The organism is Mycobacterium sp. NGS17 (assembly GCF_059813205.1).
The window spans coordinates 285,049-309,993 of record NZ_JCALED010000002.1; the positions used below are offsets into that span (position 1 = coordinate 285,049).

The 24,945-nt window shown below is 67.6% G+C and carries 17 protein-coding genes; 7 read left to right on the forward strand and 10 right to left on the reverse strand.

Going from position 1 to position 24,945, the window contains the following annotated elements:
• Positions 1 to 69: 69 nt before the first annotated feature.
• The 4 genes from AC5Y7E_RS05510 to AC5Y7E_RS05525 form a co-directional block, all read right to left on the reverse strand.
• Entirely contained in the window at positions 70 to 4,020 is a 3,951-nt protein-coding gene (locus AC5Y7E_RS05510) for a DNA-directed RNA polymerase subunit beta' (RefSeq protein ID WP_499918185.1), read from the reverse strand.
• 44 nt (positions 4,021 to 4,064) lie between these two features.
• Complete coding sequence (rpoB, locus tag AC5Y7E_RS05515) at positions 4,065 to 7,586, reverse strand: DNA-directed RNA polymerase subunit beta (protein ID WP_499918184.1); 3,522 nt, start codon at positions 7,584 to 7,586, stop codon at positions 4,065 to 4,067.
• Between the two features lie 392 nt (positions 7,587 to 7,978).
• The gene (locus AC5Y7E_RS05520; RefSeq protein ID WP_065121948.1) at positions 7,979 to 8,989 is read right to left on the reverse strand and encodes an ABC transporter ATP-binding protein; all 1,011 of its coding nucleotides are present in this window, start codon (positions 8,987 to 8,989) and stop codon (positions 7,979 to 7,981) included.
• 170 nt (positions 8,990 to 9,159) lie between these two features.
• On the reverse strand, positions 9,160 to 10,677 hold the full coding sequence (locus tag AC5Y7E_RS05525; protein ID WP_499947888.1) for a carotenoid oxygenase family protein: 1,518 nt from the start codon (positions 10,675 to 10,677) through the stop codon (positions 9,160 to 9,162).
• Positions 10,678 to 10,738: 61 nt separating this feature from the next.
• Between AC5Y7E_RS05525 and AC5Y7E_RS05530 the strand changes: the two genes are divergently transcribed.
• Positions 10,739 to 11,419, forward strand: a complete 681-nt coding sequence (locus AC5Y7E_RS05530) for a TetR/AcrR family transcriptional regulator (RefSeq protein ID WP_499947890.1) — start codon at positions 10,739 to 10,741, stop codon at positions 11,417 to 11,419.
• A 50-nt stretch (positions 11,420 to 11,469) separates the two neighbouring features.
• On the opposite strand, the gene rplL is transcribed toward AC5Y7E_RS05530, so the two are convergent.
• From rplL to AC5Y7E_RS05560, 6 genes are all read right to left on the reverse strand, one after another.
• The gene (gene rplL / locus AC5Y7E_RS05535; protein WP_007767831.1) at positions 11,470 to 11,865 is read right to left on the reverse strand and encodes a 50S ribosomal protein L7/L12; all 396 of its coding nucleotides are present in this window, start codon (positions 11,863 to 11,865) and stop codon (positions 11,470 to 11,472) included.
• Positions 11,866 to 11,909: 44 nt separating this feature from the next.
• On the reverse strand, positions 11,910 to 12,533 hold the full coding sequence (gene rplJ / locus AC5Y7E_RS05540) for a 50S ribosomal protein L10 (RefSeq protein ID WP_499947892.1): 624 nt from the start codon (positions 12,531 to 12,533) through the stop codon (positions 11,910 to 11,912).
• A gap of 243 nt (positions 12,534 to 12,776) precedes the next feature.
• Complete coding sequence (locus AC5Y7E_RS05545; protein ID WP_499918180.1) at positions 12,777 to 13,217, reverse strand: anthrone oxygenase family protein; 441 nt, start codon at positions 13,215 to 13,217, stop codon at positions 12,777 to 12,779.
• A 32-nt stretch (positions 13,218 to 13,249) separates the two neighbouring features.
• Positions 13,250 to 14,164, reverse strand: a complete 915-nt coding sequence (locus AC5Y7E_RS05550; protein WP_499947895.1) for an ROK family protein — start codon at positions 14,162 to 14,164, stop codon at positions 13,250 to 13,252.
• Between the two features lie 5 nt (positions 14,165 to 14,169).
• Positions 14,170 to 14,787, reverse strand: a complete 618-nt coding sequence (locus tag AC5Y7E_RS05555; protein WP_499947896.1) for a DUF7158 domain-containing protein — start codon at positions 14,785 to 14,787, stop codon at positions 14,170 to 14,172.
• Positions 14,784 to 18,965: a glycoside hydrolase family 38 N-terminal domain-containing protein gene (locus AC5Y7E_RS05560; RefSeq protein ID WP_499947898.1), complete on the reverse strand. Its 4,182-nt coding sequence runs from the start codon at positions 18,963 to 18,965 to the stop codon at positions 14,784 to 14,786. Before AC5Y7E_RS05560 ends, AC5Y7E_RS05555 begins: the two co-directional genes overlap by 4 nt.
• Before the next feature lie 78 nt (positions 18,966 to 19,043).
• Between AC5Y7E_RS05560 and AC5Y7E_RS05565 the strand changes: the two genes are divergently transcribed.
• The 6 genes from AC5Y7E_RS05565 (at position 19,044) to mmaA4 (ending at position 24,915) form a co-directional block, all read left to right on the forward strand.
• Positions 19,044 to 19,637, forward strand: a complete 594-nt coding sequence (locus AC5Y7E_RS05565) for a DinB family protein (RefSeq protein WP_499918267.1) — start codon at positions 19,044 to 19,046, stop codon at positions 19,635 to 19,637.
• Between the two features lie 41 nt (positions 19,638 to 19,678).
• Positions 19,679 to 21,025 carry an ABC1 kinase family protein gene (locus tag AC5Y7E_RS05570; RefSeq protein WP_499918176.1) on the forward strand — a complete coding sequence of 449 codons (1,347 nt, stop codon included), beginning with the start codon at positions 19,679 to 19,681 and terminating at the stop codon, positions 21,023 to 21,025.
• Positions 21,025 to 21,930 (forward strand): alpha/beta fold hydrolase, encoded by a 906-nt coding sequence (locus tag AC5Y7E_RS05575; protein ID WP_499918175.1) that lies wholly within the window; start codon positions 21,025 to 21,027, stop codon positions 21,928 to 21,930. Before AC5Y7E_RS05570 ends, AC5Y7E_RS05575 begins: the two co-directional genes overlap by 1 nt.
• A gap of 88 nt (positions 21,931 to 22,018) precedes the next feature.
• On the forward strand, positions 22,019 to 22,879 hold the full coding sequence (locus AC5Y7E_RS05580) for a cyclopropane mycolic acid synthase family methyltransferase (protein ID WP_499918174.1): 861 nt from the start codon (positions 22,019 to 22,021) through the stop codon (positions 22,877 to 22,879).
• A gap of 124 nt (positions 22,880 to 23,003) precedes the next feature.
• The gene (gene mmaA2 / locus AC5Y7E_RS05585; protein WP_499918266.1) at positions 23,004 to 23,870 is read left to right on the forward strand and encodes a cyclopropane mycolic acid synthase MmaA2; all 867 of its coding nucleotides are present in this window, start codon (positions 23,004 to 23,006) and stop codon (positions 23,868 to 23,870) included.
• 148 nt (positions 23,871 to 24,018) lie between these two features.
• Positions 24,019 to 24,915: a hydroxymycolate synthase MmaA4 gene (mmaA4, locus tag AC5Y7E_RS05590; protein WP_499918173.1), complete on the forward strand. Its 897-nt coding sequence runs from the start codon at positions 24,019 to 24,021 to the stop codon at positions 24,913 to 24,915.
• Positions 24,916 to 24,945 lie beyond the last annotated feature (30 nt).

Below are 24,945 nucleotides of genomic sequence, written 5' to 3' on the forward strand. Positions count from 1 at the left end.
TAGTTGCACGTTCGGCGAGAGAACACAACGAAAAAGCCCCGGGCGAACCCGGGGCTTTTTCGTTGTCGACTAGCGGTAGTCGCTGTAGCCGTAGTCGTCCAGCGGCACCGCGGCGCCGGTGGCCTGGCCGAAGTCCGGGCTGTAGTACTGATCCTCGTAGGACGGGATCGTGTACGCGGCGGCCCGGGCCTCCTCGGTCGGCTGCACCTGGATGTTGCGGTACCGGTTGATGCCGGTACCGGCCGGGATCAGCTTTCCGATGATCACGTTCTCCTTCAGACCGTTGAGCTTGTCGCTGCGGCAGTTGATCGCCGCATCGGTCAGCACTCGCGTGGTCTCCTGGAACGACGCCGCACTCAGCCACGAGTCGGTGGCCAGCGACGCCTTCGTGATACCCATCAGGACCGGACGTCCGGCGGCGGGCTCGCCGCCCTCGGCCACCACCCGGCGGTTCTCCGCCTCGAACTCGGCACGGTCGATCAGCGAACCGGGCAGGAACTCCGTCGAGCCCGAGTCGATGATGGTGACGCGGCGCAGCATCTGGCGAACGATCACCTCGATGTGCTTGTCGTGGATCGACACACCCTGAGCGCGGTAGACCTCCTGGACCTCGCGGACCAGGTGGATCTGCACCTCGCGGGGGCCCTGCACGCGCAACACCTCGTGCGGGTCGGCCGAACCCTCCATCAGCTGCTGGCCCACCTCGACGTGGTCGCCGTCGGACAGCACCCGCTCGGACCCGTCTTCGTGCTTGAACACACGCAGCCGCTGCCGCTTGGAGAGCTTGTCGTACACGACCTCTTCGCTGCCGTCGTCGGGAACGATGGTGATCTTGTAGAACCGCTCACCGTCCTCGAGACGCACCCGACCGGTGACGTCGGCGATCGGCGCCTTGCCGCGCGGGATGCGGGCCTCGAACAGCTCCTGCACCCGGGGCAGACCGCCGGTGATGTCCTCACCGACACCACCCTGGTGGAAGGTACGCATGGTCAGCTGGGTACCGGGCTCACCGATGGACTGCGCCGCGACGATACCGACGGCCTCGCCGATGTCGACCAGCTTCCCGGTGGCCATGGACCGCCCGTAACAGGTCGCGCACACGCCGGTGCCGGTGGTGCAGGTCAGCACCGAGCGCACCTTGATCTGCGTGATGCCCGCGGCCAGCAGGGCCTCGATCGACGGGTCGCCGAGGTCCTCGCCACGCGCGACGACGACATTGCCGGCCTCGTCGACCGCGTCGGCGCCCAAAGTCCGTGCGTACGCCGAGGTTTCGATGTACGGGTCGCGGATCAGGGTGCCGTCCGGCTGACGCTCGGCCAGCTCGACGATGATGCCCCGCTCGGTCTCGCAGTCGTGCTCGCGGACGATGACGTCCTGGCTGACGTCCACCAGACGACGGGTCAGGTAACCCGAGTCGGCGGTACGCAACGCGGTGTCCGCCAGGCCCTTTCGAGCGCCGTGCGTGTTGATGAAGTACTCCAGCACGGTCAGGCCCTCACGGAACGACGACTTGACCGGACGCGGAATGAACTCACCCTTCGGGTTGGTCACCAGACCCTTCATGCCGGCCAGCGTTCGCGTCTGGGTGAAGTTACCCGTGGCGCCCGAGTCCACGATCGTGATGATCGGGTTGTCGGCCGGGTAGTGCTCACGCAGCGCCTGACCGACCTCGTCGGTGGCTTCCTTCCAGATCTCCACCAGCGCCTCGTTGCGCTCGTCGTGGTTCAAAGCACCACGCTGGAACTGCTTTTCGACCTTCTCGGCCCGGTCCTCGTACTGGTCGAGGATCTCCTTCTTGCGCGGCGGGACGAGCACGTCGGCCATCGAGACCGTGACACCGCTGCGGGTCGCCCAGTAGAAACCGGCGTCCTTGAGCTTGTCCACGGTCTGCGCGACGACGATCATCGGGTAGCGCTCGGCCAGATCGTTGATGATCGACGCCTGCACCTTCTTGTGCATCTGCTTGTTCACGAACGGGTAGCCCACCGGCAGCAGCTCGTTGAAAAGCACACGGCCCAAAGTGGTCTCGGCCATCCAGGCGTCGCCCGGCTGCCAGCCGTTGGCGCCGAACAACTCGGCCTCGATCTCCGCGGGCGGACGCAACTGGGTGAGCCGCACCTTGATCTTGGCCCGCACCGACAGCACGCCACGGTCGGACGCCATGATCGCCTCGGCCGGCGAGGAGTACACCCCGACCTCGGGCTCGTCCTTGGCGGCGGCCTTGAATTCGCCCTTGTCGCCCTCGACCTCGGTGGTCAGGAAGTACAGACCGGTCACCATGTCCAGACGCGGCATGGCCAGCGGACGGCCCGATGCGGGCGACAGGATGTTGTTGGAAGACAGCATCAGGATGCGGGCCTCGGCCTGCGCCTCGGCGGACAGCGGCAGGTGCACCGCCATCTGGTCACCGTCGAAGTCGGCGTTGAACGCCTCACACACCAGTGGGTGCAGCTGGATTGCCTTGCCCTCCACCAGCATCGGCTCGAAGGCCTGGATACCCAGCCGGTGCAGAGTAGGTGCGCGGTTCAGCAGCACCGGGTGCTCGGCGATGACCTCTTCGAGGACATCCCACACCTGGGGACGCTGACGCTCCACCATGCGCTTGGCGCTCTTGATGTTCTGCGCGTGGTTGAGGTCGACCAGCCGCTTCATCACGAACGGCTTGAACAGCTCCAGCGCCATCAGCTTGGGCAGACCGCACTGGTGCAACTTGAGCTGCGGGCCGACCACGATAACCGAACGGCCCGAGTAGTCGACGCGCTTACCGAGCAGGTTCTGGCGGAACCGGCCCTGCTTACCCTTGAGCAGATCCGACAGCGACTTCAGCGGGCGGTTACCCGGCCCGGTGACCGGGCGGCCGCGACGGCCGTTGTCGAACAGCGCGTCCACCGACTCCTGCAGCATCCGCTTCTCGTTGTTGACGATGATCTCGGGCGCGCCGAGGTCGATCAGCCTCTTGAGGCGGTTGTTGCGGTTGATCACACGGCGGTACAGGTCGTTCAGGTCCGACGTGGCGAACCGGCCACCGTCGAGCTGCACCATCGGGCGCAGCTCCGGCGGGATCACCGGAACCGCGTCGAGCACCATGCCCATCGGGGAGTTGCCCGACTGCTGGAACGCGGCGACGACCTTCAGGCGCTTGAGGGCGCGAAGCTTCTTCTGCCCCTTGCCGTTCCGGATGACGTCCCGCAGGATCTCGGCCTCGGCGTCGATGTCGAAGTTCTCGATCAGCTTCTGGATCGACTCCGCGCCCATGGCGCCGGTGAAGTACTCACCGAAGCGGTCGATCAGCTCGCGGTAGAGGTTCTCGTCGACGATCAGCTGCTTGGGGGCGAGCTTGGTGAAGGTCGTCCAGATCTCCTCGAGCCGGTCCAGCTCACGCTGGGCCCGGTCGCGCAGCTGACGCATCTCGCGCTCGCCGCCATCGCGAACCTTGCGGCGCGCGTCGGCCTTGGCGCCCTCGGCTTCCAGCTCGGCCAGGTCGGCCTCGAGCTTTTGGGCGCGGGCCTCCAGGTCGGCGTCGCGCTGGTCCTCAATGGCCTTGCGCTCCACCATCATTTCGGCCTCGAGCGTCGAGAGCTCGTTGTGGCGCATCTCGTCGTCGACCGACGTGATGACGTAGGCGGCGAAGTAGATGATCTTCTCGAGATCCTTCGGCGCCAGGTCGAGCAGGTAGCCCAGCCGGCTCGGCACGCCCTTGAAGTACCAGATGTGCGTGACGGGCGCCGCCAGCTCGATGTGGCCCATCCGCTCGCGACGCACCTTGGCGCGGGTCACCTCGACGCCGCAGCGCTCACAGATGATGCCCTTGAACCGGACCCGCTTGTACTTGCCGCAGTAGCACTCCCAGTCGCGAGTCGGTCCGAAGATCTTCTCGCAGAACAGGCCGTCCTTCTCCGGCTTCAGCGTGCGGTAGTTGATCGTCTCCGGCTTCTTGACCTCGCCGTAAGACCATTGCCTGATGTCCTCCGCGGTGGCCAGACCGATACGGAGTTCATCGAAGAAGTTGACGTCGAGCACGTAACTCCCTTTCCCCTTGCGGGTTTAGTAACTGAAAAACGTTGTTAGGCGAGATCCTCGACGGACGCGGATTCGTTGCGGGACAAGTTGATTCCCAGGTTCGCCGCCGCCCGCTCCAGGTCCTCGTCCTCGCCTTCGCGCAGCTCGATCGCCGCACCGTCGCTGGAGAGCACCTCGACATTGAGGCACAGCGACTGCAGCTCCTTGAGCAACACCTTGAAGGACTCGGGAATGCCCGGCTCCGGGATGTTCTCGCCCTTGACGATCGCCTCGTAGACCTTGACCCGGCCGACGGTGTCGTCGGACTTGATGGTCAACAGCTCCTGCAGCGTGTACGCCGCGCCGTAGGCCTGCATGGCCCAGCACTCCATCTCACCGAAGCGCTGGCCACCGAACTGCGCCTTACCACCCAGCGGCTGCTGCGTGATCATCGAGTACGGCCCGGTGGAGCGGGCGTGGATCTTGTCGTCCACCAGGTGGTGCAGCTTCATGATGTACATGTAGCCGACGGTCACCGGGTACGGGAACGGCTCACCGCTGCGGCCGTCGAACAGCACCGCCTTGCCGTCGCCGTTGACCATGACCTCGCCGTCGCGGTTGGGCAGCGTGCAGGACAGCATGCCGGCGAGCTCCTCCTCCTTGGCGCCGTCGAACACCGGCGTCGAGACGATCTGGTTCGGCTGCGCGTGCAGCAGCTGTTCGGGCAGGTTGACCGCCCAGTCGGGCGAGCCGTCGATGTTCCAGCCGGACTTGGCCACCCACCCGAGGTGGGTCTCCAGGATCTGGCCGATGTTCATCCGTCGCGGCACACCGTGGGTGTTCAGGATGATGTCCACCGGGGTGCCGTCCGGCAGGAACGGCATGTCCTCCTGCGGCAGGATCTTGCCGATGACGCCCTTGTTGCCGTGGCGTCCGGCGAGCTTGTCGCCGTCGGAGATCTTGCGCTTCTGAGCCACGTAGACGCGCACCAGCTCGTTGACGCCGGCCGGCAGCTCGTCGTCGTCCTCGCGGGAGAACACCCGGATGCCGATGACCTTGCCGGACTCGCCGTGCGGCACCTTCAGGGAGGTGTCGCGAACCTCGCGGGCCTTCTCACCGAAGATCGCGCGCAGCAGCCGCTCCTCCGGGGTCAGCTCGGTTTCACCCTTCGGGGTGACCTTGCCGACCAGGATGTCGCCGTCGCGAACCTCGGCACCGATGCGCACGATGCCGCGCTCGTCCAGGTCGGCCAGCACCTCGTCGGAGACGTTCGGGATGTCCCGGGTGATCTCCTCGGCGCCCAGCTTGGTGTCGCGGGCGTCGATCTCGTGCTCCTCGATGTGGATCGAGGTGAGCACGTCCTCCTCAACCAGCCGGTTGGAGAGGATGATCGCGTCCTCGTAGTTGTGGCCCTCCCACGGCATGATCGCCACGAGCAGGTTCTTGCCCAGCGCCATCTCACCGTTCTCGGTACAAGGACCGTCGGCGATGACCTGGCCGGCCTCGACCCGCTCCCCCGCGTCGACGATCGGCGACTGGTTGGCGCAGGTGCCGTGGTTGGACCGCTCGAACTTGCGCATCCGGTAGGTGTGCCGGGTGCCGTCGTCGGCCATCACGGTGATGTAGTCGGCGGAGACCTCCTCGATGACGCCGGCCTTGTCGGCCACCACCACGTCGCCGGCGTCGATCGCCGCGCGCAGCTCCATGCCGGTACCGACCAGCGGCGCCTCGCTGCGCACCAGCGGAACGGCCTGGCGCTGCATGTTGGCACCCATCAGGGCACGGTTGGCGTCGTCGTGCTCGAGGAACGGGATCATGGCCGTGGCCACCGACACCATCTGGCGCGGCGAGACGTCCATGTAGTCCACCTCGGACGAGGGCACGTACTCGACCTCGCCCGCCTTCCGGCGGACCAGGACGCGTGCCTCTTCGAACCGGCCCTTGGCGTCGATCGGCGAGTTGGCCTGCGCCACCACGTGGCGGTCCTCCTCGTCCGCGGTCAGGTAGTGGATCTCGTCGGAGACCACACCGTCGACCACCTTGCGGTAGGGCGTCTCGATGAACCCGAACGGGTTGACCCGGGCGTACACCGACAGCGAGCCGATGAGGCCGATGTTCGGCCCTTCCGGGGTCTCGATCGGGCACATGCGGCCGTAGTGCGACGGGTGGACGTCACGGACCTCCAGGCCGGCACGCTCACGGGACAGACCACCGGGGCCCAGCGCCGAGAGACGACGCTTGTGGGTCAGCCCGGACAGCGGGTTGTTCTGGTCCATGAACTGCGACAGCTGGCTGGTGCCGAAGAACTCCTTGATCGCGGCGACGACCGGCCGAATGTTGATCAGGGTCTGCGGCGTGATGGCCTCGACGTCCTGCGTGGTCATCCGCTCCCGGACCACGCGCTCCATGCGCGACATGCCGACCCGGATCTGGTTCTGGATCAGCTCACCCACGGTGCGCAGCCGGCGGTTGCCGAAGTGGTCGATGTCGTCGGTCTCCACCGGCACCTCGGTGCCGCCGGGGACAGTCATGACAGCGGGCTGGCCATCCGTACGGGCGTGGTGCAGCCGGACCAGGTATTCGATGGTGGCGACGACGTCTTCCTCGGTGAGCGTCGACGACGTGATCGGCTCGCCCGTGTGCAGGCCGAGCTTCTTGTTGACCTTGTAGCGGCCGACGCGCGCCAGGTCGTAGCGCTTCTCCTTGAAGAACAGGTTCTCCAGCAGGGTCTGCGCGGACTCCTTGGTCGGCGGCTCGCCCGGACGCAGCTTGCGGTAGATGTCCAGCAGCGCCTCGTCGGTGCCGGCGGTGTTGTCCTTCTCCAGCGTCGACATCATGATCTCGGAGAAGCCGAACCGCTCCGTGATCTGCTCGTTCGTCCAGCCCAGCGCCTTGAGCAAGACGGTGACGGGCTGGCGACGCTTGCGGTCGATGCGGACGCCGACGGTGTCGCGCTTGTCGACGTCGAACTCCAGCCAGGCGCCGCGGCTCGGGATCACCTTGACGCTGTGCAACAGCTTCTCGGTCGACTTGTCGATGGACTCGTCGAAATACACACCGGGCGAGCGGACCAGCTGGCTGACCACCACGCGCTCGGTGCCGTTGATGATGAAGGTGCCCTTCTCGGTCATCATCGGGAAGTCACCCATGAACACCGTCTGGCTCTTGATCTCGCCGGTGTTGTTGTTGATGAACTCGGCCGTGACGAACAGCGGGGCCGCGTACGTCATGTCCTTGTCTTTGCACTCGTCGACCGGCGCCTTGACCTCGTCGAAACGCGGGTCGGAGAACGACAGCGACATCGAGCCGGAGAAGTCCTCGATCGGCGAGAGCTCGTAGAGCACCTCTTCCAGGCCACCCACCGGAGTGACGTCCCCGCGTGCGGCGGCGGCCTCGCGCCACCGCGGCGCGCCGATCAACCACTCGAAGGAGTCGATCTGCACGTCAAGCAGGCCCGGAACCTCGAGCGGTTCACGGAGCTTGGCGAAGGAAACTCGGTTGGGCGCTCCGGGCACGGAGCCGTTTGAGGAACTTCCGTTAGAGGAACTTTGTGGGCGATCCGTCTTGCTCTGGCGGAAATCTGCCAAGATGCATCCTTCCAGCACCTCGTGCGACTCACGAAGACCGGGACCACCGGCCAGCTCGCCGCGAATTGTGTCGGTTCGGCCGGCGGACGATCTGTCCGGATCTCACGCGCAACTAGAACTAAGCCGCTTACGGGGCTCAGGCTTAGACCACGGTGTCAGGTGGCGGGTGAGGTGGGCAGGAGGTAGCCAGCGCAACGTCCAACAATAGCGCAGGACGGCGCATTCCTCAACTGCCCAGCATTAGCAGTCCAGGGACATCGGCGCTGGCTGGCATCTCGACTCTCCACTGGATACATGCTGCCCAACAGACTGGCCCGTTTACGGCCCGTCGTCAAGAGGGCGGGCCGGGAGTGTTACGCGGAGTTATCGCGAAACCCGGTGCCACCCTGGCCCTAGTCGCCGAACTCGTGCGACCGGAACTTGTGGGTCCCTTCGAGGTCGTCGAGGATGGCCGCCTGCGCGTTCTTCGGCAGGGTGTGCAGAATCTCGCGCACCCGGGCCTGGCGGCGGGCGACGGCCTTGCGCTCGGGCATGCCGGGCGTGGCGGTGATCTGCGGGGGCACCCCCTCGATCTCCTCGACACCGCCGGCGTGGTGACCCGCGTCGAGCAGGGCCTGCTCTTCGGCCATGGTCGCCTCGTCCTTCTCCTCGGACATGCCGATCGGGCCGATCCGGCGGCCGTTGAGGAACTGCCGCACGACGGGCTCGTCGCTGGTCAGCAGCACCTCGCGCGGGCCGAACATGACCAGCTTGCGGCGGAACAGCATGCCCATGTTGTCCGGCACCGTGCGGGCGATGTTGATGTTGTGGGTAACGATCAGCACCGTGGCGTCGATCTGGGCGTTGATGTCGAGGATCAGCTGGCTCAGGTAGGCGGTACGGACCGGGTCCAGACCGGAGTCGGGCTCGTCGCACAGGATGATCTGCGGGTCCATCACCAGGGCGCGGGCCAGGCTGGCGCGCTTGCGCATACCGCCGGAGATCTCCCCGGGGAACTTCTTCTCGTCGCCACCGAGACCGACCAGGGTCAGCTTCTCCATGACGATGTCACGGATCTCGCCTTCCTTCTTCTTGGTGTGCTCGCGCAGGGGGAACGCCGCGTTGTCGAACAGGTTCATCGAACCGAACAGCGCGCCGTCCTGGAACATGACGCCGAACAGCGTGCGGATCTCGTAGAGCTCCTTGGCCGAACACTGCAGGATGTCGGTGCCGTCGATGACGACCGAGCCGCGCTCGGGCCGCAACAAACCGATCAGGGACTTCAGGAAAACCGATTTGCCGGTACCCGATGGTCCCAGTAGGACGCTGACCTCCCCGGCGGGGATTTCCAGCGTCACGTCTTCCCAAATCCTCGAGGAGCCGAAGGACTTCGTCAGTCCATTCACCTCGATAGCGACGCCCATGGGGAATCCTTCCGTCGACAGTCGTGCCCGCCACCTGCCCTTTTATGTGGCATGAGTCACTGTAGCGCACGCCTGCCACACGGCATCAGGGATGCGCACGACAGCCGGAAAAATTGGCCGTCCTGAGACCACCCGGAAGCCCGCGCGGCACCGCTTATTTGACGCACGTGTTAGCCAGCGGGCGCCCAGTTGCCGTGAAAGCCCATCGGCACCCGCTGCGGCAGGTGGACGGTGGCCACGTGCTCGAGCGTCTGCGCGTCCAGCAAGACCAGCTGGCCTTCGTCGCGGTCGCGGTGATAGCCGAAGCCCATCAGGATGCCGTCATCCTCGGCGCGGGCCCCGGGGTTGGGCACAAAGGACATCTCGCCGAGCAAAAGGGGGGCATCGAGGGCCGCAACCGCGCTGGATCCCGTGGCGTAGTCGTGTTTGTAGAGCGCGGTGGACATCTCGGACGCCCCGTTCGCCAGGTAGCCGCCGTCGGTGCCGATGGTGTAGCCGAATCGGTGCCGCCCGCCCAGCAGGCCCTCGTTGATGCGCGGGAACTCCTGTGGACGATCGTCGCGACGTTCGCTGCTGACCGCGCCGGTCGCAAGGTTGATCGTCCAGCGGTCCAGCGTCGGCCGGCTGTCGCCGGGGCCGCGCAGGTCGCGGTCGAACATCCGCGAGTAGCGGACCACATCGAGCACCAAAACCTCTGCGCCACCGCGTATCTCGGAGTAGGCGTTGAGCGGGTGATAGACATAACAGGGCTCGATGTCGAACCAGCGGATGGCATCCTTGCCCGCGTTGCTCCCACGGCCCTCGCGCGGCATGACCCCGATGCGCGCCGGGTAGTCAGGATTCCAGCGGTACGGCATCCGACTGATCGGTTCGCGGTTGCGGTTGATCATCGTGGTCACCGGACCGGGGACCCGGACGCGTCCGATCAGCGACTGCATCACGAGCCGGGCCGGCAAACTCAACCACCGCGGCACGTTCGCCGGCATCACCTGCACGGGATCGAACGTCACCGGCAGGTCGTAGATCACCACGTATTTGTCGGTCAGCGAGAAGTCGTGCATCATCGGCGACCCTGACACCTCGATGTCGACGGTGCGACGGGCCCGGCCGGCGGTATCGATCACGGAGTACTGCACGGTCCGCCCGCGGGTGAACGCGTAGGACACCGCGTGCAATTCGCCGGTACGGGGGTCGCGGTGCGGATGGGCGGTATAGCCCCCGAACAGGGTGCCGTCGAAATCGCACGCCCCCTCGGTGTCCAGTTCCTCGGTCAGCCGGTAATTCGCCCCGCCGCCCTCGACGAGCGCGAGCGTTTGGCCGGCATGGCTCAGCACGTTGGTGTTCGGGCCCACGGACAGCATCCCGGCGCGCGGGTCCAGCCCCGGGGGTGCCGGCTCGTTCAATGCCGCGCACACGTGCGCGGTGCGCACCCAGCGGTTGCGGTACCAACGGGCCTGCCCGTCGCGCAATCCCACGCCGTGCACCATGCCGTCGCCGCTGAACCAGTGGTAGACGGCCGGGTTCACCTCCGCGACGGGGTTCGGCCCGTTGCGCAGGTAGCGACCGTCGAGGTGTTCGGGGATGCGGCCGGTGACCCGCAGATCGTGCGCGGTGACTTCCGCGCTCACCGGCGCCAGGAAGTCCTCGAGGTACGGGTTGCCGGGCTTGGCGGTCGTCGTGGTCGCCATGCTGAACTCCTATAACACTGTTATTTCGGCGTTATTGGCACGCTACGCCGCCGATGAGAAGATGGCAAGGATGACTTCATACGTTCACCGCAGCGTTCGGGCGGAGATGCTGCACGCCGCGGTCGGCCTGCTCGACGAACACGGGCCGGACGCCCTGCAGACGCGCAAGGTCGCCGGCGCCGCGGGCACCTCCACGATGGCGGTGTACACCCACTTCGGCGGCATGCGCGGGCTGATCGCCGAGGTGGCCGAGGAGGGGCTGCGGCAGTTCGACGCGGCGCTGAGCGTGCCGCAGACCGCCGACCCGGTTACCGATCTCTTCGTCGTGGGTGCGGCCTACCGCCGCTACGCCATCAGGCGCCCGCACATGTATCGGCTGATGTTCGGCAGCACCAGCGCACACGGCATCAATGCGCCCGCCCACAACGTCCTGACGCTGACGGTCGCCGAGATCGAGCGGCGCTACCCCAGCTTCGCCCACGTGGTGCGCGGGGTGCACCGATGCATGCTGGCCGGCCGGATCACGGTGGGTGCCGCCGACGACGATGCGTCCGTCGTGGCCACCGCGGCCCAGTTCTGGGCGTTGATCCACGGGTTCGTCATGCTGGAGCTGGCCGGCTACTACGGCGACGACGACTCGGCGGTGGTACCGGTGCTTACCGCGATGACTACGAATCTACTTGCCGCCCTTGGGGATTCACCCGAGCGGGTGGCGCAGTCGCTACAGTCGGCCAGGCGCTGAACGCACGAAACCCCCGGGATGGCGATCCCGGGGGTTTGCGCGCAGTAGACCTACTTGACGGTGACGGTGGCGCCGGCGGCCTCGAGCTTGGTCTTGGCCTCGTCGGCGGCCTCCTTGGCCACCTTCTCCAGCAGCGGCTTGGGCGCGCCGTCGACCAGGTCCTTGGCCTCCTTGAGGCCCAGGCCGGAGACGATCTCGCGGACCACCTTGATGACGCCGATCTTCTTGTCACCGGCGGCCTCGAGGATCACGTCGAACTCCGACTGCTCCTCGGCGGCCTCGGCGGGCGCGCCACCGGCGGCGCCACCACCGGCGGCGGCAACGGCGACCGGGGCGGCCGCGGTGACCTCGAAGGTCTCCTCGAACTTCTTCACGAAGTCGGAGAGCTCCAGCAGGGTCATTTCCTTGAAAGCGTCGAGCAGGTCGTCGGTAGACATCTTTGCCATGGGTACGGGTCCTTCCTTGTTTTTCCCAGGTTCCGGGGTGGTTGTTATTCGGCTTCGGCCGGAGTTTCCGGCACCTCGGCGGCTGCGTCCGATGCGGGTTCCGGGGTGGTGGCCTCCGCGGCGGCCGCGGGCTCCGCGGGAGCTGCCGGCCCCTCTGCGGCCTTCTTCTCTTGCAGGGCGGCCGCAAGGCGGGCGACCTGCGACGCCGGAGCGTTGAACAGCCCGGCCGCCTTGGCCAGGTTGCCCTTCATCGCGCCCGCCAGCTTGGCCAGCAGCACCTCGCGAGACTCGAGGTCGGCGATGCGCTCCACTTCGGCGACCGTCAGAGCCCGGCCGTCCATGTAGCCGCCCTTGATGACCAGCGCCTTGTGCTCCTTGGCGAAGGTCTTGATGGCCTTGGCGGCGTCGACCGGTTCCCCTTTGACGAATGCGATGGCCGTCGGGCCGGCGAAGAGCTCGTCGAGCCCCTCGACCCCGGCCTCCGAAGCCGCACGCTTGACCAGCGTGTTCTTGGCCACCGAGTAGGTGGCCGCCCCGCCCAGCGAGCGCCGCAGCTCGGCCAGGTTGGCGACGGTCAGACCGCGGTACTCCGTGATCAGAGTCGCGGTCGCTTCCTTGAACTGCTCGGCAATGTCTGCAACGGCGGTGGCCTTGTCAGCCCTGGCCATGCCTACCTCCTGAAAGTCAATGCGACGTGTCGTCTCGATTCCCCCGAAGAACGACGAACGCCCCGGCGCAGAAGCGGCCGGGGCGTGGATAGGCGCCGGCGCGAGCCGGCGCTGATGCCTCGTCCTCCTGCGTGGGCCGCCGGGATGCTCCCGGACCTTCAACCGATTGCTCGGTGACCGACGGTCTTCGGTGGATCGGCTAACACAATAGCGTTGCCAGCCCGATCAGCCAAAACGGCGGCCTCAGGTGACGGCGAGGGCCAGCAGGACGAACACGGCCAGCAGCAGGATCACCCGGACGCGGTGCCGCCGATCCCAGCGGGCGGCGAGCTCGCGGGACAACTCGCCGGTGCTCGGCCATTTCGCGATGCGGTTGTTGATCGGCACCAGCATGGTCAGCGTCAGGAGGATCACCGCGGCCATCAGGCCGGCGGCGACGCCGCACAGCCAGTCGCGCTGCTCGCCGCGTTCCTGGATGGCGAGCGAGCCCACCAGCAGCAGGACGATCGCGTACCAGAACGGCATCGTCGTGCCCAGCGCTCGGGCGGCGCCGCCGCGGGCCGCGCGGAAGCCGTCGTCGGGCAACCGGGCGATGAGCGGGTGGAAGAAGACCGCGACGCCCAGCTCCACGCCGACCAAGAGTCCGGTGACCACGACCGCGAGCGCGTCGATGCTGTTGTTCATGGCTACGACCCTGGCACGAAACCCGCGCCGGGTCAGCTGAGTCCCGCGAGCCGGGCCGCGCCGATCAGCCCGGCATCAGCGCCCAGCTCGCCCGGCACCACCCGCAATCCGGACAAAAAGTCCAGGCCGGCGTATTCGTCGAGTTTCGCCCGCAGCGGGTCGAAAAGCAGCGGCCCGGATTTGGCGACCCCTCCCCCGATCACCACGAGATCCAGATCGCACACCGCGCCGACCGAGGCGATCATCGCGGCCAGCGCGTTGGCCCCCCGGTGGAATGCCTGCTGGGCCAACGGATCTCCGGCCGCCGCTGCAACCGCCAGGTCACCGGCGCCGGCGCCGGCCGGCGCGGACCAGCCGCTCTCTCGCGCCCGGCGCACCAGCCACGGCCCGGACGCCACGGTCTCCACGCAACCGTGACCGCCGCAGGTGCAGGGCCGCCCGTCCAGTTCGACCACCACATGCCCGACGTGGCCGGCGTTGCCGGTGCGCCCCGAATAGGGGACACCGTCGAGCACCAGACCGCCGCCCACCCCCGTCGAAACCACCATGCCCAACAGGAATCGGGCGTCCGCGCCTTTCCCCGCTCCAATCCAGTGCTCCGCCAAGGCCATACAGACGCCGTCTCCGGCCAGTACCACCGGCAGTCCGGGCACCGCCGCGGCGACCTTGTCGCGCAACGGGAAACGGTCCCAGCTGTCGATGTTGATCGGGCTGACCGCCCCGCTGCGCACATCGATGGGCCCGGCCGACGCGATCCCGACGGCGCCGACCGGAGCGTCCGCGGCCTGCAGCGCGTCGGTGATCATCGCTTCGACGACGGCCCAGACGTCGCCGGCGGCGGGCGTGATCGGCGTGGGGCGGACGGCGGTGTGCACCAGCTTTCCAGCCGAATCTGCCAGTGCGACAGCGATTTTGGTGCCGCCGATGTCCAGGCAGAGGGTGAGCATGGCGTTCAGTGCCGGTGGGTGTTGTCGGGTTGGCGAGGGTCGCCGGGATGCTCGTAGCCGGGTGCCAGCTCGACCAGCGCGGCGCGGCGCGCGTCCAGCCACAGCCGAAAGGCCCGCCGTCGCGCGGCGGCGCGCAGCTGCTCTTCGATGGCCGATCGCACCTCGTCCAGCGGTGGTGCCGCGGACGCCGTTGTGCGCCAGCCATGTTCGAGCTGTTGCGGCGCGGCGAAGCGCAACGGGTTGCGGGCGTGGTAGGCGGCCACCTCGGTGTCGGCAACCCGCACCTCGGCGGTGACCTCGGCGAACAGCGCGCGGGCACGCGGATCGGCCAGCGCGGCGGCGGCGACGCTGCCGAGCTCCAGCCGGGCGGCCACGTCGGGCAGCAACTCGGCCTCGGATGGCGCGCCGAGTCCGGTCAGCCCGCGCGCGGCCGCCTCCGCGGCGACCACCCGCTCGGTGACGATCAGCTGGGTCAGCCAGCGCCGCAGTTGACGGCCCTCGCTGGTGCCGCCGGCCGGCAGGCCGGCCGCGCCGCGTGAGCCGCGCAGCCGTGCTTCGGCGGCGTCGAGCACGCCAGGCGCAACGGGCACGCCGGCAACGATCGCTATCGGCCGCACGCTCATGTCACCGTCACCTTCACCGCCGGCGAGTAGACCAGTCGGCCCGCGCAGCCGATCCGCACCAGCGCCCACCACTGGCCGGGTTCGAGCCAGGCCGGCGGTGTCAGCTGGAAGCCTAGGTCGACGGTGGAGCGGGCCGGTAGCACCGCGCCGAGCGCGCCGGGACCCATCCATTCCCAGGTGCCCCACGGGCTGATCAGGTGCGCCTCGAGATTCAGGTCGGCGCCGGCGTGGCTGCCGACCGTGACGGTCAGGGTGCCCGCTTCGCCGGCTCGCAGCGCGACCTCGGCGGGACCGTCGGCCAGGTAGACGAGCTCATCGGCTGCCTCGCCCACCGTCACCACGCACACATCCTCAACGGGCTGGCGCCACGACGGCGGGACCTCGTCGCCGGTGACGCGCAGTTCGGCTCGGATCGCGTAAACGCCGGGTTCGGCGCGCGCCGGGACGGAGACCAGCACGTCGGTGTGCAGGTGGTCACCGCTCGGCAGGGCGAAGGGCAGTTCGGCGGGCTGGGCCGTCCAGCCGTCCGGACACCGCAAAGTGACCGTGCCGTGCAGCGTGGCGTCGGTGCTGTCGCTGGCCGCGGTGAGGCGCAACGTCATCTCGCCGCCGGCCTGCCCGGTCACCCGTGGCGGGTGCAGGTGGGCGACCGCCGGCAGCCCGCCGAGCGGCGCGGGGCCGCGATTGTGCAGCCAGTACCGCGCGTACAGCGGCTGCGCGGCCTCGACGTTCGGGGCCAGGTCGGGGGCGCCGGTCGCGGCGCGGGTCGCGCCGAAGCGGGCCAGCACGGTCGCCACCTGGTAGCCGTGCAGCCTGACCGAGGACACGCGTTCGGGGTGCGTTTCCAGCAGATCGGCGCGTCGCAGGTCGCGCACCGTTGCGACGTCGGAGTCGATGACGACGTCGGCGCCCGCCCCGGTGGTCTCCACCAAGCGCAGGGCGACCTCGTTCGGGTCCAGCGGCGCCGCGCTGCCCGCGGCCAGTGGGTTTCCGGCTGCCTTGAGGGCGGCCAGCTGTACCGATTCGGCGGGCTCGACGCGCAGCAGCGACCCGGCCGGCGGCAGCGCGGTCCCCGGTCGGCCCGATGCGACGGCGAGCAGTGGCTGGGAGAACTGCGCGCTGCGGGCGGGGATCTCGGCCCGCCGCCAGTCGCCGGCCCCGCTGACCAACGCGTAGTCGAAGGTGTGGGTCCAGTGCTGCAGGCCGAAGTTGGACCCGTCCGGCGCGGTGCGCCGCGGGTCGTCGATCCAGATGCCCGACGGCCAGCCGGTGCAGGAACGCATCAGCGCGGTGTGCAGCGTGCCCTCGGTGTCGACGGCGAAGCTGGGCACCCCGCGGTTGAGCAGGGCGACGGTGCGGTCCTCGAAAACGCCTGTCCCCGAGGGTGCGTGCTGCGACACGGTGATCTCGGCGTCGGCGAGGTCGTCGACGACGGCGGCGATGGCGGCCCGCAGGTCGGCCTCGTCGTGGCCGTCGATGACCAGCACCGGCAGCGCGCGCGTCGCGCGCAGGTCGGCGTCGGGCACCCACACGGCGTTCAGCGGCGTCTCGGCCGGCACCCATACTCGGGCCCGACCGGTCGTCGCCAACTGGCGCTTCAGTTCTGCGGCGTGGGCCGGAGCCCCGGCCAGCACGGCCGCGGCGAAGGCGTTGCGCGCGGGCCCGCCCAGCGCGATGCGGACGTCGGGCAGGTTCGAATCGACCTCGAGGTTGCCGTAGCGCGGCTTGGCCGCGGAGCTGCAGGTGGCCGTGACGCCGGCGCGGACCAGCGCGACCATCAGCTCGCGGGCCAGCTGACCGGACACCGCCTCGGCCGGCGACACCACCTCGGCGACCGAGATCGCCCGCACGCCGGTGCCCGATACCCGGACCCGGGCCGCCGAGGACAGGCCGAACCAGCCGTACGCCGGGTTGTCCAGGGTCCACAGGTGCTGGGCGGTGTCCACCGAGCGGGGGCCGCCGGGGGTGGGGTGCAGCAGCGCAAACCCGCGGCCGACGACGGCGTCGCCCACCTCGCTGACCGGCATGGCGCCCGGCACCGGGCACGGCCAGCGCAGCCGCACCAGCTGGTCGGCGCCGGTGAACTCGTCGATCGTGGTGCGGCAGTCCACCCGCGCGACGCCGTGCCACAGGGTCAGGGTTTGGGCGTAGCGCAGCAGCGTGCCGACCCGGCCGTGCACCACCACTCGCTGGCCCAGCGGCCCATGAAAGGCCTGCACCCGCGCGGGGCTTTCGGCCGAGCACACCACCGGCCCCTTGGGCAGCAGATGCCACGGGCCTTCGCCCTGGCTCGGGTGCGCCGGATACTCCTCGTAGACAGCGAGCTCGTTGCCCACCCGCCCGTCGGCGATCAGCTCGCGTCCGTCCTGGATCAGCGAGGCGACTCCGCCGCCGCGCGCCGGGTCGACCTCGACGCGGTAGTGCTCGTTGCAGATCGCCGTTCCCACCACCGGTTGCCAGCCGGCCGGATCGCCCCCTGCGCCGGGCACCAGCCGATACGCCCGCCAGCCCAGCGACGGCACGTCGCGCGCCAACCAGCTGATCGACCGGCCGCCGTGCTCGACGTGGGCGGCCAGCTCGACACCATCGGCGCCGAGCACCCGAACCCGCGCGCCCAGGGACGGGTCGAGGCGCACGGTGACGACGTCGGTTCGCGGGCAGGTCAGCGGGCTCCACACCACCACGTCGCCGTCGACCGCGTTGGACAACACCGCCAGCGCGCGGTCGCGGGCCGTGCCGCCGAGCTCCCACGCGTCGCGCCATCCGGTCAGCAGGTCGAGGTACACCTGGTCGGATTCCGAGCCGGTGATGGCGTCGTGGTGTGCGCCGTAGACCAGCTGCACCCAGGCCTTGGCCAGGGCGGCCTGCGGGTACGCGGCGCCGGTCAGCAGCCCGGCGAACACCGCGAAGCGCTCGGCCGCCAGCACGGCGTCCTCGGCGGCCCGGTTGGCCTGCTTGGTGTCGATGTAGGAGACGTCCTTGCCGGTGTAGATCGGGTTCATGTCCCGGGTCTGGGGCGATGGTTCTCCAGGCGCGCAGCGCCCATCCGTCAGTTCGGCACGCACCGCCGCGAAGAACTCGCACGGCAGCCCGCACACGAACCGCGGCCAGGTGTAGCGGGCGGCCCAGTCGCGGTGGATCTCGGTGACCCACTTGTTGGGCGGGGTGTAGTCGGTGCCGACCGGTAGCAGCACATTGCGGGTGAGGGCGACCTTTTTGAGCTGAGCGAAAAGGTCGTACGTGGCGCTCTCGGCCTCGCCCAGCGACGCCGCGGAGTCCATCCACCAGCCCGCCGAGTAGTGCGCCGGCATGTAATGCGTCAGCAGCCCGCGGCCCGATGGCGAGATCCACTCGAACTCGCTGCAGAACTGCATCCGCTCGACATCGCCGCCGCCCAGCGCCGGACCCCACTGGTGGTGCGGGCCCCTGGCCCACGAACTCGACGTCAGCCCCGCGTCGGCGGCCATCCCGGGGAATTGCGGATCGTGGCCGAACACGTCCAGCTGCCACGCGGTGGCCGGGTTGGCGCCCAGGACGTTCCGCTGAAAACCCATGCCGTGCACCAGGTTACGAATCGTCGTCTCGGGACTGGTGAGGTTGGTGTTGGGTTCGTTGTAGGTGCCGCCCATCACCTCGACGCGGCCCTGGCCGATGAACCGGCGCAGGTCGGCCCGGTCCTCGGGCCGGGTGTCCCAGTACGGCTTGAGGTAGTCGACCTCGGCCAGCACGAACTTGTAGTCGGGATCGCGGCGCGCCATCTCCAGATGCGCACGCACCAGGTCGAAGCCGTTCCGTTGACGGGCTCGTCCCGGCGGATCCTCGGCCCACTCGCTGGTGTACGCGCCCTGGGTGTTCCACCACACCGGGTCGTAGTGGAAGTGGCTGACCATGAACATCGTCCAGCCGGGCTCGGCCACGGTGAACTCGAACGGCAGCCGCTGGCCACCGGCGTGCACCCGCGCGGAGCGGCGCTGCCCGACGACGCCCTCCTGCACGGTCACCGCGACCTCGACGACCTCGCGCCCGGGTTCGGCGACCGCCTCGCCGAGCAGGCCGTGGCCGTCGACGCGGACCGGCGTCTGGTCCGCACACTCGGCAACGGTGACGCGGACCAACTGCAGCGGCGCATGCGGTGGCCCGACGAACAGCTCGGTCGACTCGGCCTTCGTCAGTTGCATGCCGAAACCACCTGCATCCCCGAACCTTACGGCGCGTCGAGCCCCTAGGATCGATCAATGCCCGCCCTCGCCCCGCCGGTGGCCGACGAACGCAGCGCCCTCCGCGAATTCCTGGCGTACCACCAGAGCGCCTATTTCGCGGTCAGCCATGGCCTCACCGACGACCAGGCCCGATCCACGCCCTCGGTCAGCGCGCTGTCGATCGGCGGCCTGGTCAAGCACGCCACCGGGATGCAACGCAGCTGGATGGCGCGCGTGGCCGCGGCACCGGACGCGCCGCCGAAGGACCCGCGCCCGTTCGAGCAGATCGCCGCGGAGTTCGGCGATCAGCACGTGATGCGGCCCGACGAGACGCTGGCCGGGCTGCTGGGGGCGTTCGAGGCGCAGAACGCGACGTCGCTGCGGCTGGTGGAGACCGCCGACCTGGACGCCGCGGTGCCGGTTCCGCAGGACATCCCGTGGTTTCCCAAGGATCAGCGGGCCTGGTCGGTGCGCTGGGTGATCCTGCACGTGATCAACGAGCTGGCCCGGCATGCCGGGCACGCCGACATCATCCGGGAGACGATCGACGGCGCCACCATGTACGAGCTGATCGCCGCGCGGGAAGGCTGGGCGATCGAGGGCTGGGTGCAGCCCTGGAAAAGCGGGGAAAGCGGTGGCCGCCCGCGTTAGAGGATTGGGATTCATCCGTGCCGGTTTGGCACACTGCACTGATGAGCTCTACCAAACATCGAGAGGGAGCCAAGCTCGACCGGGTGCCGCTCCCGGTCGAAGCGGCCCGGGTGGCCGCGACGGGTTGGCAGGTCACCCGCACCGGCGCTCGCATCCTCACCAAGCTGCCGGGTAGGGGTCCGTGGCAGCAGAAGGTGATCAAGCAGCTGCCGCAGACCTTCGCCGACCTGGGACCGACGTACGTCAAGTTCGGACAGATCATCGCGTCCAGCCCCGGAGCGTTCGGCGAATCCCTGTCCCGCGAGTTCCGCGGCCTGCTCGACCGGGTGCCGCCCGCCGACTCCGGCGAGGTGCACAAGCTCATCGTCGAAGACCTGGGCGGCGACCCGTCGGAGTTGTTCGCCGAATGGGACGAGACGCCGTTCGCGTCGGCGTCCATCGCCCAGGTGCACTACGCCACCCTGCACACCGGCGAGCAGGTGGTGGTCAAGATCCAGCGACCGGGGATCCGACGCCGGGTCGCGGCCGACCTGCAGATCCTCAAGCGTTTCGCGCAGGCCGTCGAATTGGCCAAGCTGGGCCGGCGGCTCTCGGCGCAAGACGTGGTCGCCGACTTCTCCGACAACCTGGCCGAGGAGTTGAACTTCCGGCTGGAGGCACAGTCGATGGAGGCCTGGGTGTCGCACCTGCACCCCTCCCCACTGGGCAAGAACATCCGGGTGCCGCAGGTGTTCTGGGATTTCACCAGCGACCGGGTGCTGACGATGGAGCGGGTGCAGGGCATCCGGATCGACGACGTCGCGGCCATCCGCAAGGCCGGGTTCGACGGTGTCGAGCTGGTCAAGGCGCTGCTCTTCTCGCTGTTCGAGGGCGGGTTGCGGCACGGGTTGTTCCACGGCGACCTGCACGCAGGCAACCTCTATGTCGACGATCAGGGCCGCATCGTCTTCTTCGATTTCGGCATCATGGGCCGCATCGATCCCCGCACCCGCTGGCTGCTGCGCGAGCTGGTGTACGCGCTGCTGGTCAAGAAGGACCACGCCGCGGCGGGCAAGATCGTGGTGTTGATGGGCGCCGTCGGCACCATGAAGCCCGAGGCCGAGGCCGCCAAGGACCTGGAAAAATTCGCGACCCCGCTGACCATGCAGACGCTCGGCGACATGTCCTACGCGGACATCGGCCGGCAGTTGTCGGCGCTGGCCGACGCCTACGACGTCAAGCTCCCCCGCGAGCTGGTGCTGATCGGCAAGCAATTCCTCTATGTCGAGCGGTACATGAAGCTGCTGGCGCCCAGGTGGCAGATGATGTCGGATCCGCAACTGACGGGCTATTTCGCGAACTTCATGGTCGAAGTCAGCCGCGAGCACTCCTCGGACGTCGAGGTCTGATGGAGGTCCGCGCCGGGAACGCCACATCGGGCGACTTGAAGCTGTACTACGAGGACATGGGCGACATCGACGACCCGCCCGTGCTGCTGATCATGGGGCTGGGCGCCCAGCTGCTGCTGTGGCGAACCGCGTTCTGCGAGAAGCTGGTCGGGCACCGGCTGCGCGTCATCCGGTACGACAACCGCGACGTCGGCCTTTCGAGCAAGACCCAGCGTCGCAGCTCGGGGCAGCCGCTGGTGATGCGCTTGGTCCGCTCCTTTCTGGGGCTGCCGAGCAAAGCGGCGTACAAGCTCGAGGACATGGCCGACGACGCCGCGGCCGTGCTCGATCACCTGGGCATCGAGCAGGCGCACATCGTGGGCGCTTCGATGGGCGGGATGATCGCCCAGATTTTCGCCGGGCGATTCCAGGAGCGGACGAAGACCCTGGGAATCATCTTCTCCAGCAACAATTCGGCGTTCTTGCCACCGCCCGGGCCTCGCCAATTGCTGGCGCTCATCAAGGGACCGGCGCCGAGTTCGCCGCGCGACGTGATCATCGACAATGCCATTCGCGTCAGCAAGATCATCGGCAGCCCGCGGTACCCGGCTCCCGAGGAGCAGCTGCGGGCCGAGGCCATCGAAAGCTACGAACGCAGCTACTACCCGTGGGGCGTCGCCCGGCATTTCGACGCGGTGCTGGGCAGCGGCAGCCTGCGTGGCTACAACCGCCAGACCACCGCGCCCACCGTGGTGATCCACGGCCGGGCCGACAAGCTGATGCGCCCCTCCGGTGGGCGCGCCGTGGCGCGGGCGATCGATGGGGCCCGACTGGTGACATACGACGGCATGGGTCATGATCTTCCACAGCAGTTGTGGGATCAGGTGATCGGCGTGCTAGCGGAAAACATCAACGAGGCGCGCTAGCCAAAAACATTTGGTAGAAACACATCCCCGCGATTTCCGGTCCGTGTCGCAGGGTTGTACGGTTGGCACAGAAGGGCGGGTGTCGCTAATGGCAAAGCTGAAGCCGTATTACGAAGAATCGCAGGCAACCTACGACATTTCGGACGACTTCTTCGCACTGTTCCTCGACCCGAACATGGTGTACACCTGCGCCTACTTCAAAAACGACGACATGACCCTGGAAGAGGCGCAACTCGCCAAGATCGATCTGGCGCTGGACAAGATGAAACTCGAGCCCGGGATGACGGTGCTCGACGTCGGATGCGGCTGGGGCGGCGCCGTGGTGCGGGCGGTGGAGAAGTACGACGTGAATGTCATCGGCATCACGTTGAGCCGCAACCACTACGCGCGCACCAAAGCTCGGCTGGCGGCGATCCCGACGACGCGGCGCACCGAGGCCCGTTTGCAGGGCTGGGAAGAATTCGACGAGCAGGTCGATCGGATCGTCAGTTTCGAGGCCTTCGACGCATTCAAGAAAGAACGCTGGCCGACGTTCTGGGATTGGGCCTATAAAACCCTTCCCGAAGGCAGCCGAATGCTGATGCATAGCATTTTCACGCATCCGCAGAACTACTGGCACGAGCACGGCATCACGATCACGATGTCGGATCTGCGATTCCTGCGCTTCCTCGGCAAGGAAATCTTCCCCGGCGGACACATGTGCGGCGAGCCCGATATCGTCGACAATTCCCGGAACAGCGGATTCACACTCGAGCACACCCAGTACCTGCAGCCGCATTATGCGCGGACACTCGACACGTGGGCGGCCAACCTGGCGGCGAATCGCGAACGCGCCATCGCCATCCAGTCCGAAGAGGTCTACGACCGCTTCATGCGCTATCTGACCGGCTGCGCGGAGCTGTTCCGCAAAGGCATCTCCAACGTGGCCCAGTACACGCTCACCAAATAGCGCCAGGCCGGCGCATCCGGGCCGGGGCTGACTGAACCGAACTGTTCGCGGCTTCGTAACAGGGGTATACAGAGCAGAACGCTTGCCTGCCAGAGGGGGGCCAGGAAGAAAGGCGCGCAGGCTGATGGCTGCCAAAAATCTCACGCCGCACTTCGAGGACGTGCAGGCGCACTACGACCTATCGGACGATTTTTTCCGCCTGTTTCTCGATCCCACCCGGACCTACAGCTGCGCGTTCTTCGCCCGCGACGACATGACGCTGGAAGAGGCACAGCTCGCCAAGATCGACCTGGCGCTGGGGAAGCTGGGGCTGCGGCCCGGCATGACGCTGCTCGACGTGGGCTGCGGGTGGGGCGCCACCATGCGCCGGGCGATCGAAAAGTATGACGTCAACGTCATCGGGCTGACCCTGTCGAAGAACCAGGCGGCGCACGTTCAGCAGTCGCTCGATCAGGTGGACAGCCCGCGTGACAGGCGGGTGTTTCTCAAGGGTTGGGAGCAGTTCGAGGAGCCCGTCGACCGCATCGTGTCGATCGGGGCATTCGAGCACTTCGGCCGCGACCGCTACGACGGTTTCTTCGCGATGGCCCACAACGTCATGCCCGACGAAGGCGTAATGCTGCTGCACACTATCACCGGGCTGACGAAGCAGGAAACCATCGACCGGGGCTTGCCGATATCCCTCCGGCTGCTTCGCTTTCTCAAGTTCATCCAGACCGAGATTTTCCCCGGCGGCCAGTTGCCGTCCATCGAGATGGTGGAGGAGCACTCGTCGAAGGCGGGCTTCACGCTCACCCGCCGCCAGTCGCTTCAGCAGCACTACGCCAGAACCCTCGACCTGTGGGCCGAGGCCCTGCTTGCGCACAAGGACGAGGCCATCGAAGTGCAGTCCGAGGAAGTCTACGAGCGCTACCTCAAGTATCTGACCGGCTGCGCGAAGTTATTCCGGGCCGGCTACGTCGACGTCAACCAGTTCACCCTCGAAAAGTAGACTGCTATCCGCGGCCGGGACCGCGACGCGCACGTGCACCCTTGCGAATTCACGCCTCGACATTGGGTATCGTTGCAGGTCACGTGCGACCCCGGCGGTGGTGCGCGGATCGCAGGAAGTGCACCTCATCGGAGAGAACAGGACGAAAATGGCTGAGCAACCGACTAGCCCGACGAAGACGCGGACGCGTTCGGAGGACATCCAGGCGCATTACGACGTCTCCGACGACTTCTTCGGCCTCTTCCAGGACCCGTCCCGGATCTACAGCTGCGCGTACTTCGAGCGCGACGACATGAGCCTGGAAGAGGCCCAGTACGCCAAGATCGACCTCAACCTGGACAAATTGGACCTCAAGCCGGGCATGACCCTGCTCGACATCGGCTGCGGGTGGGGCACCACCATGAAGCGCGCCGTCGAGCGGTTCGACGTCAACGTCATCGGCCTGACGCTGTCCAAGAACCAGCACGCCCGCGCCGAAGCGTTGCTCGGTTCGATCGACACCGACCGCTCACGCCAGGTCCGCCTGCAGAACTGGGAAGACTTCAACGAGCCCGTCGACCGCATCGTGTCGATCGAGGCCTTCGAGCACTTCGGCCACGAGAACTACGACGACTTCTTCAAGCGGACGTTCGACATCATGCCCGAGGACGGCCGGATGACCGTTCAAAGCAGCGTCAGCTATCACCCGTATGACCTGGCGGCGCGCGGCAAGAAGCTGAGCTTCGAGACCGCGCGGTTCATCAAGTTCATCGTCACCGAGATCTTCCCGGGGGGCCGGCTGCCGTCCACCCAGATGATGGTCGACCACGGCGAGAAGGCGGGATTTGTTGTCCCCGAACCGCTTTCACTGCGCCCGCACTACATCAAGACATTGCACATCTGGGGCGACACGCTCGAGTCGAACCGGGACAAGGCGATCGAGGTCACCTCGGAAGAGGTCTACAACCGCTACATCAAGTATCTGCGCGGCTGCGAGCACTACTTCGGCGACGAGATGCTCGACGTCAGCCTGGTGACCTACCTCAAGCCGGGAGCTGCCGCCTAGCTGTCGGATCGGCGCTGCGGCGTTCGTCGA

Bases quoted from the DNA above. Each gene is read 5' to 3' on its own strand.
- AC5Y7E_RS05520 (WP_065121948.1), bottom strand. From the start codon at position 8,989: ATGGGCGTCGCTATCGAGGTGAATGGACTGACGAAGTCCTTCGGCTCC.
- AC5Y7E_RS05525 (WP_499947888.1), bottom strand. From the start codon at position 10,677: ATGGCGACCACGACGACCGCCAAGCCCGGCAACCCGTACCTCGAGGAC.
- AC5Y7E_RS05530 (WP_499947890.1), top strand. From the start codon at position 10,739: ATGGCAAGGATGACTTCATACGTTCACCGCAGCGTTCGGGCGGAGATG.
- rplL (WP_007767831.1), bottom strand. From the start codon at position 11,865: ATGGCAAAGATGTCTACCGACGACCTGCTCGACGCTTTCAAGGAAATG.
- rplJ (WP_499947892.1), bottom strand. From the start codon at position 12,533: ATGGCCAGGGCTGACAAGGCCACCGCCGTTGCAGACATTGCCGAGCAG.
- AC5Y7E_RS05545 (WP_499918180.1), bottom strand. From the start codon at position 13,217: ATGAACAACAGCATCGACGCGCTCGCGGTCGTGGTCACCGGACTCTTG.
- AC5Y7E_RS05550 (WP_499947895.1), bottom strand. From the start codon at position 14,164: ATGCTCACCCTCTGCCTGGACATCGGCGGCACCAAAATCGCTGTCGCA.
- AC5Y7E_RS05555 (WP_499947896.1), bottom strand. From the start codon at position 14,787: ATGAGCGTGCGGCCGATAGCGATCGTTGCCGGCGTGCCCGTTGCGCCT.
- AC5Y7E_RS05560 (WP_499947898.1), bottom strand. From the start codon at position 18,965: ATGCAACTGACGAAGGCCGAGTCGACCGAGCTGTTCGTCGGGCCACCG.
- AC5Y7E_RS05570 (WP_499918176.1), top strand. From the start codon at position 19,679: ATGAGCTCTACCAAACATCGAGAGGGAGCCAAGCTCGACCGGGTGCCG.
- AC5Y7E_RS05575 (WP_499918175.1), top strand. From the start codon at position 21,025: ATGGAGGTCCGCGCCGGGAACGCCACATCGGGCGACTTGAAGCTGTAC.
- AC5Y7E_RS05580 (WP_499918174.1), top strand. From the start codon at position 22,019: ATGGCAAAGCTGAAGCCGTATTACGAAGAATCGCAGGCAACCTACGAC.
- mmaA2 (WP_499918266.1), top strand. From the start codon at position 23,004: ATGGCTGCCAAAAATCTCACGCCGCACTTCGAGGACGTGCAGGCGCAC.
- mmaA4 (WP_499918173.1), top strand. From the start codon at position 24,019: ATGGCTGAGCAACCGACTAGCCCGACGAAGACGCGGACGCGTTCGGAG.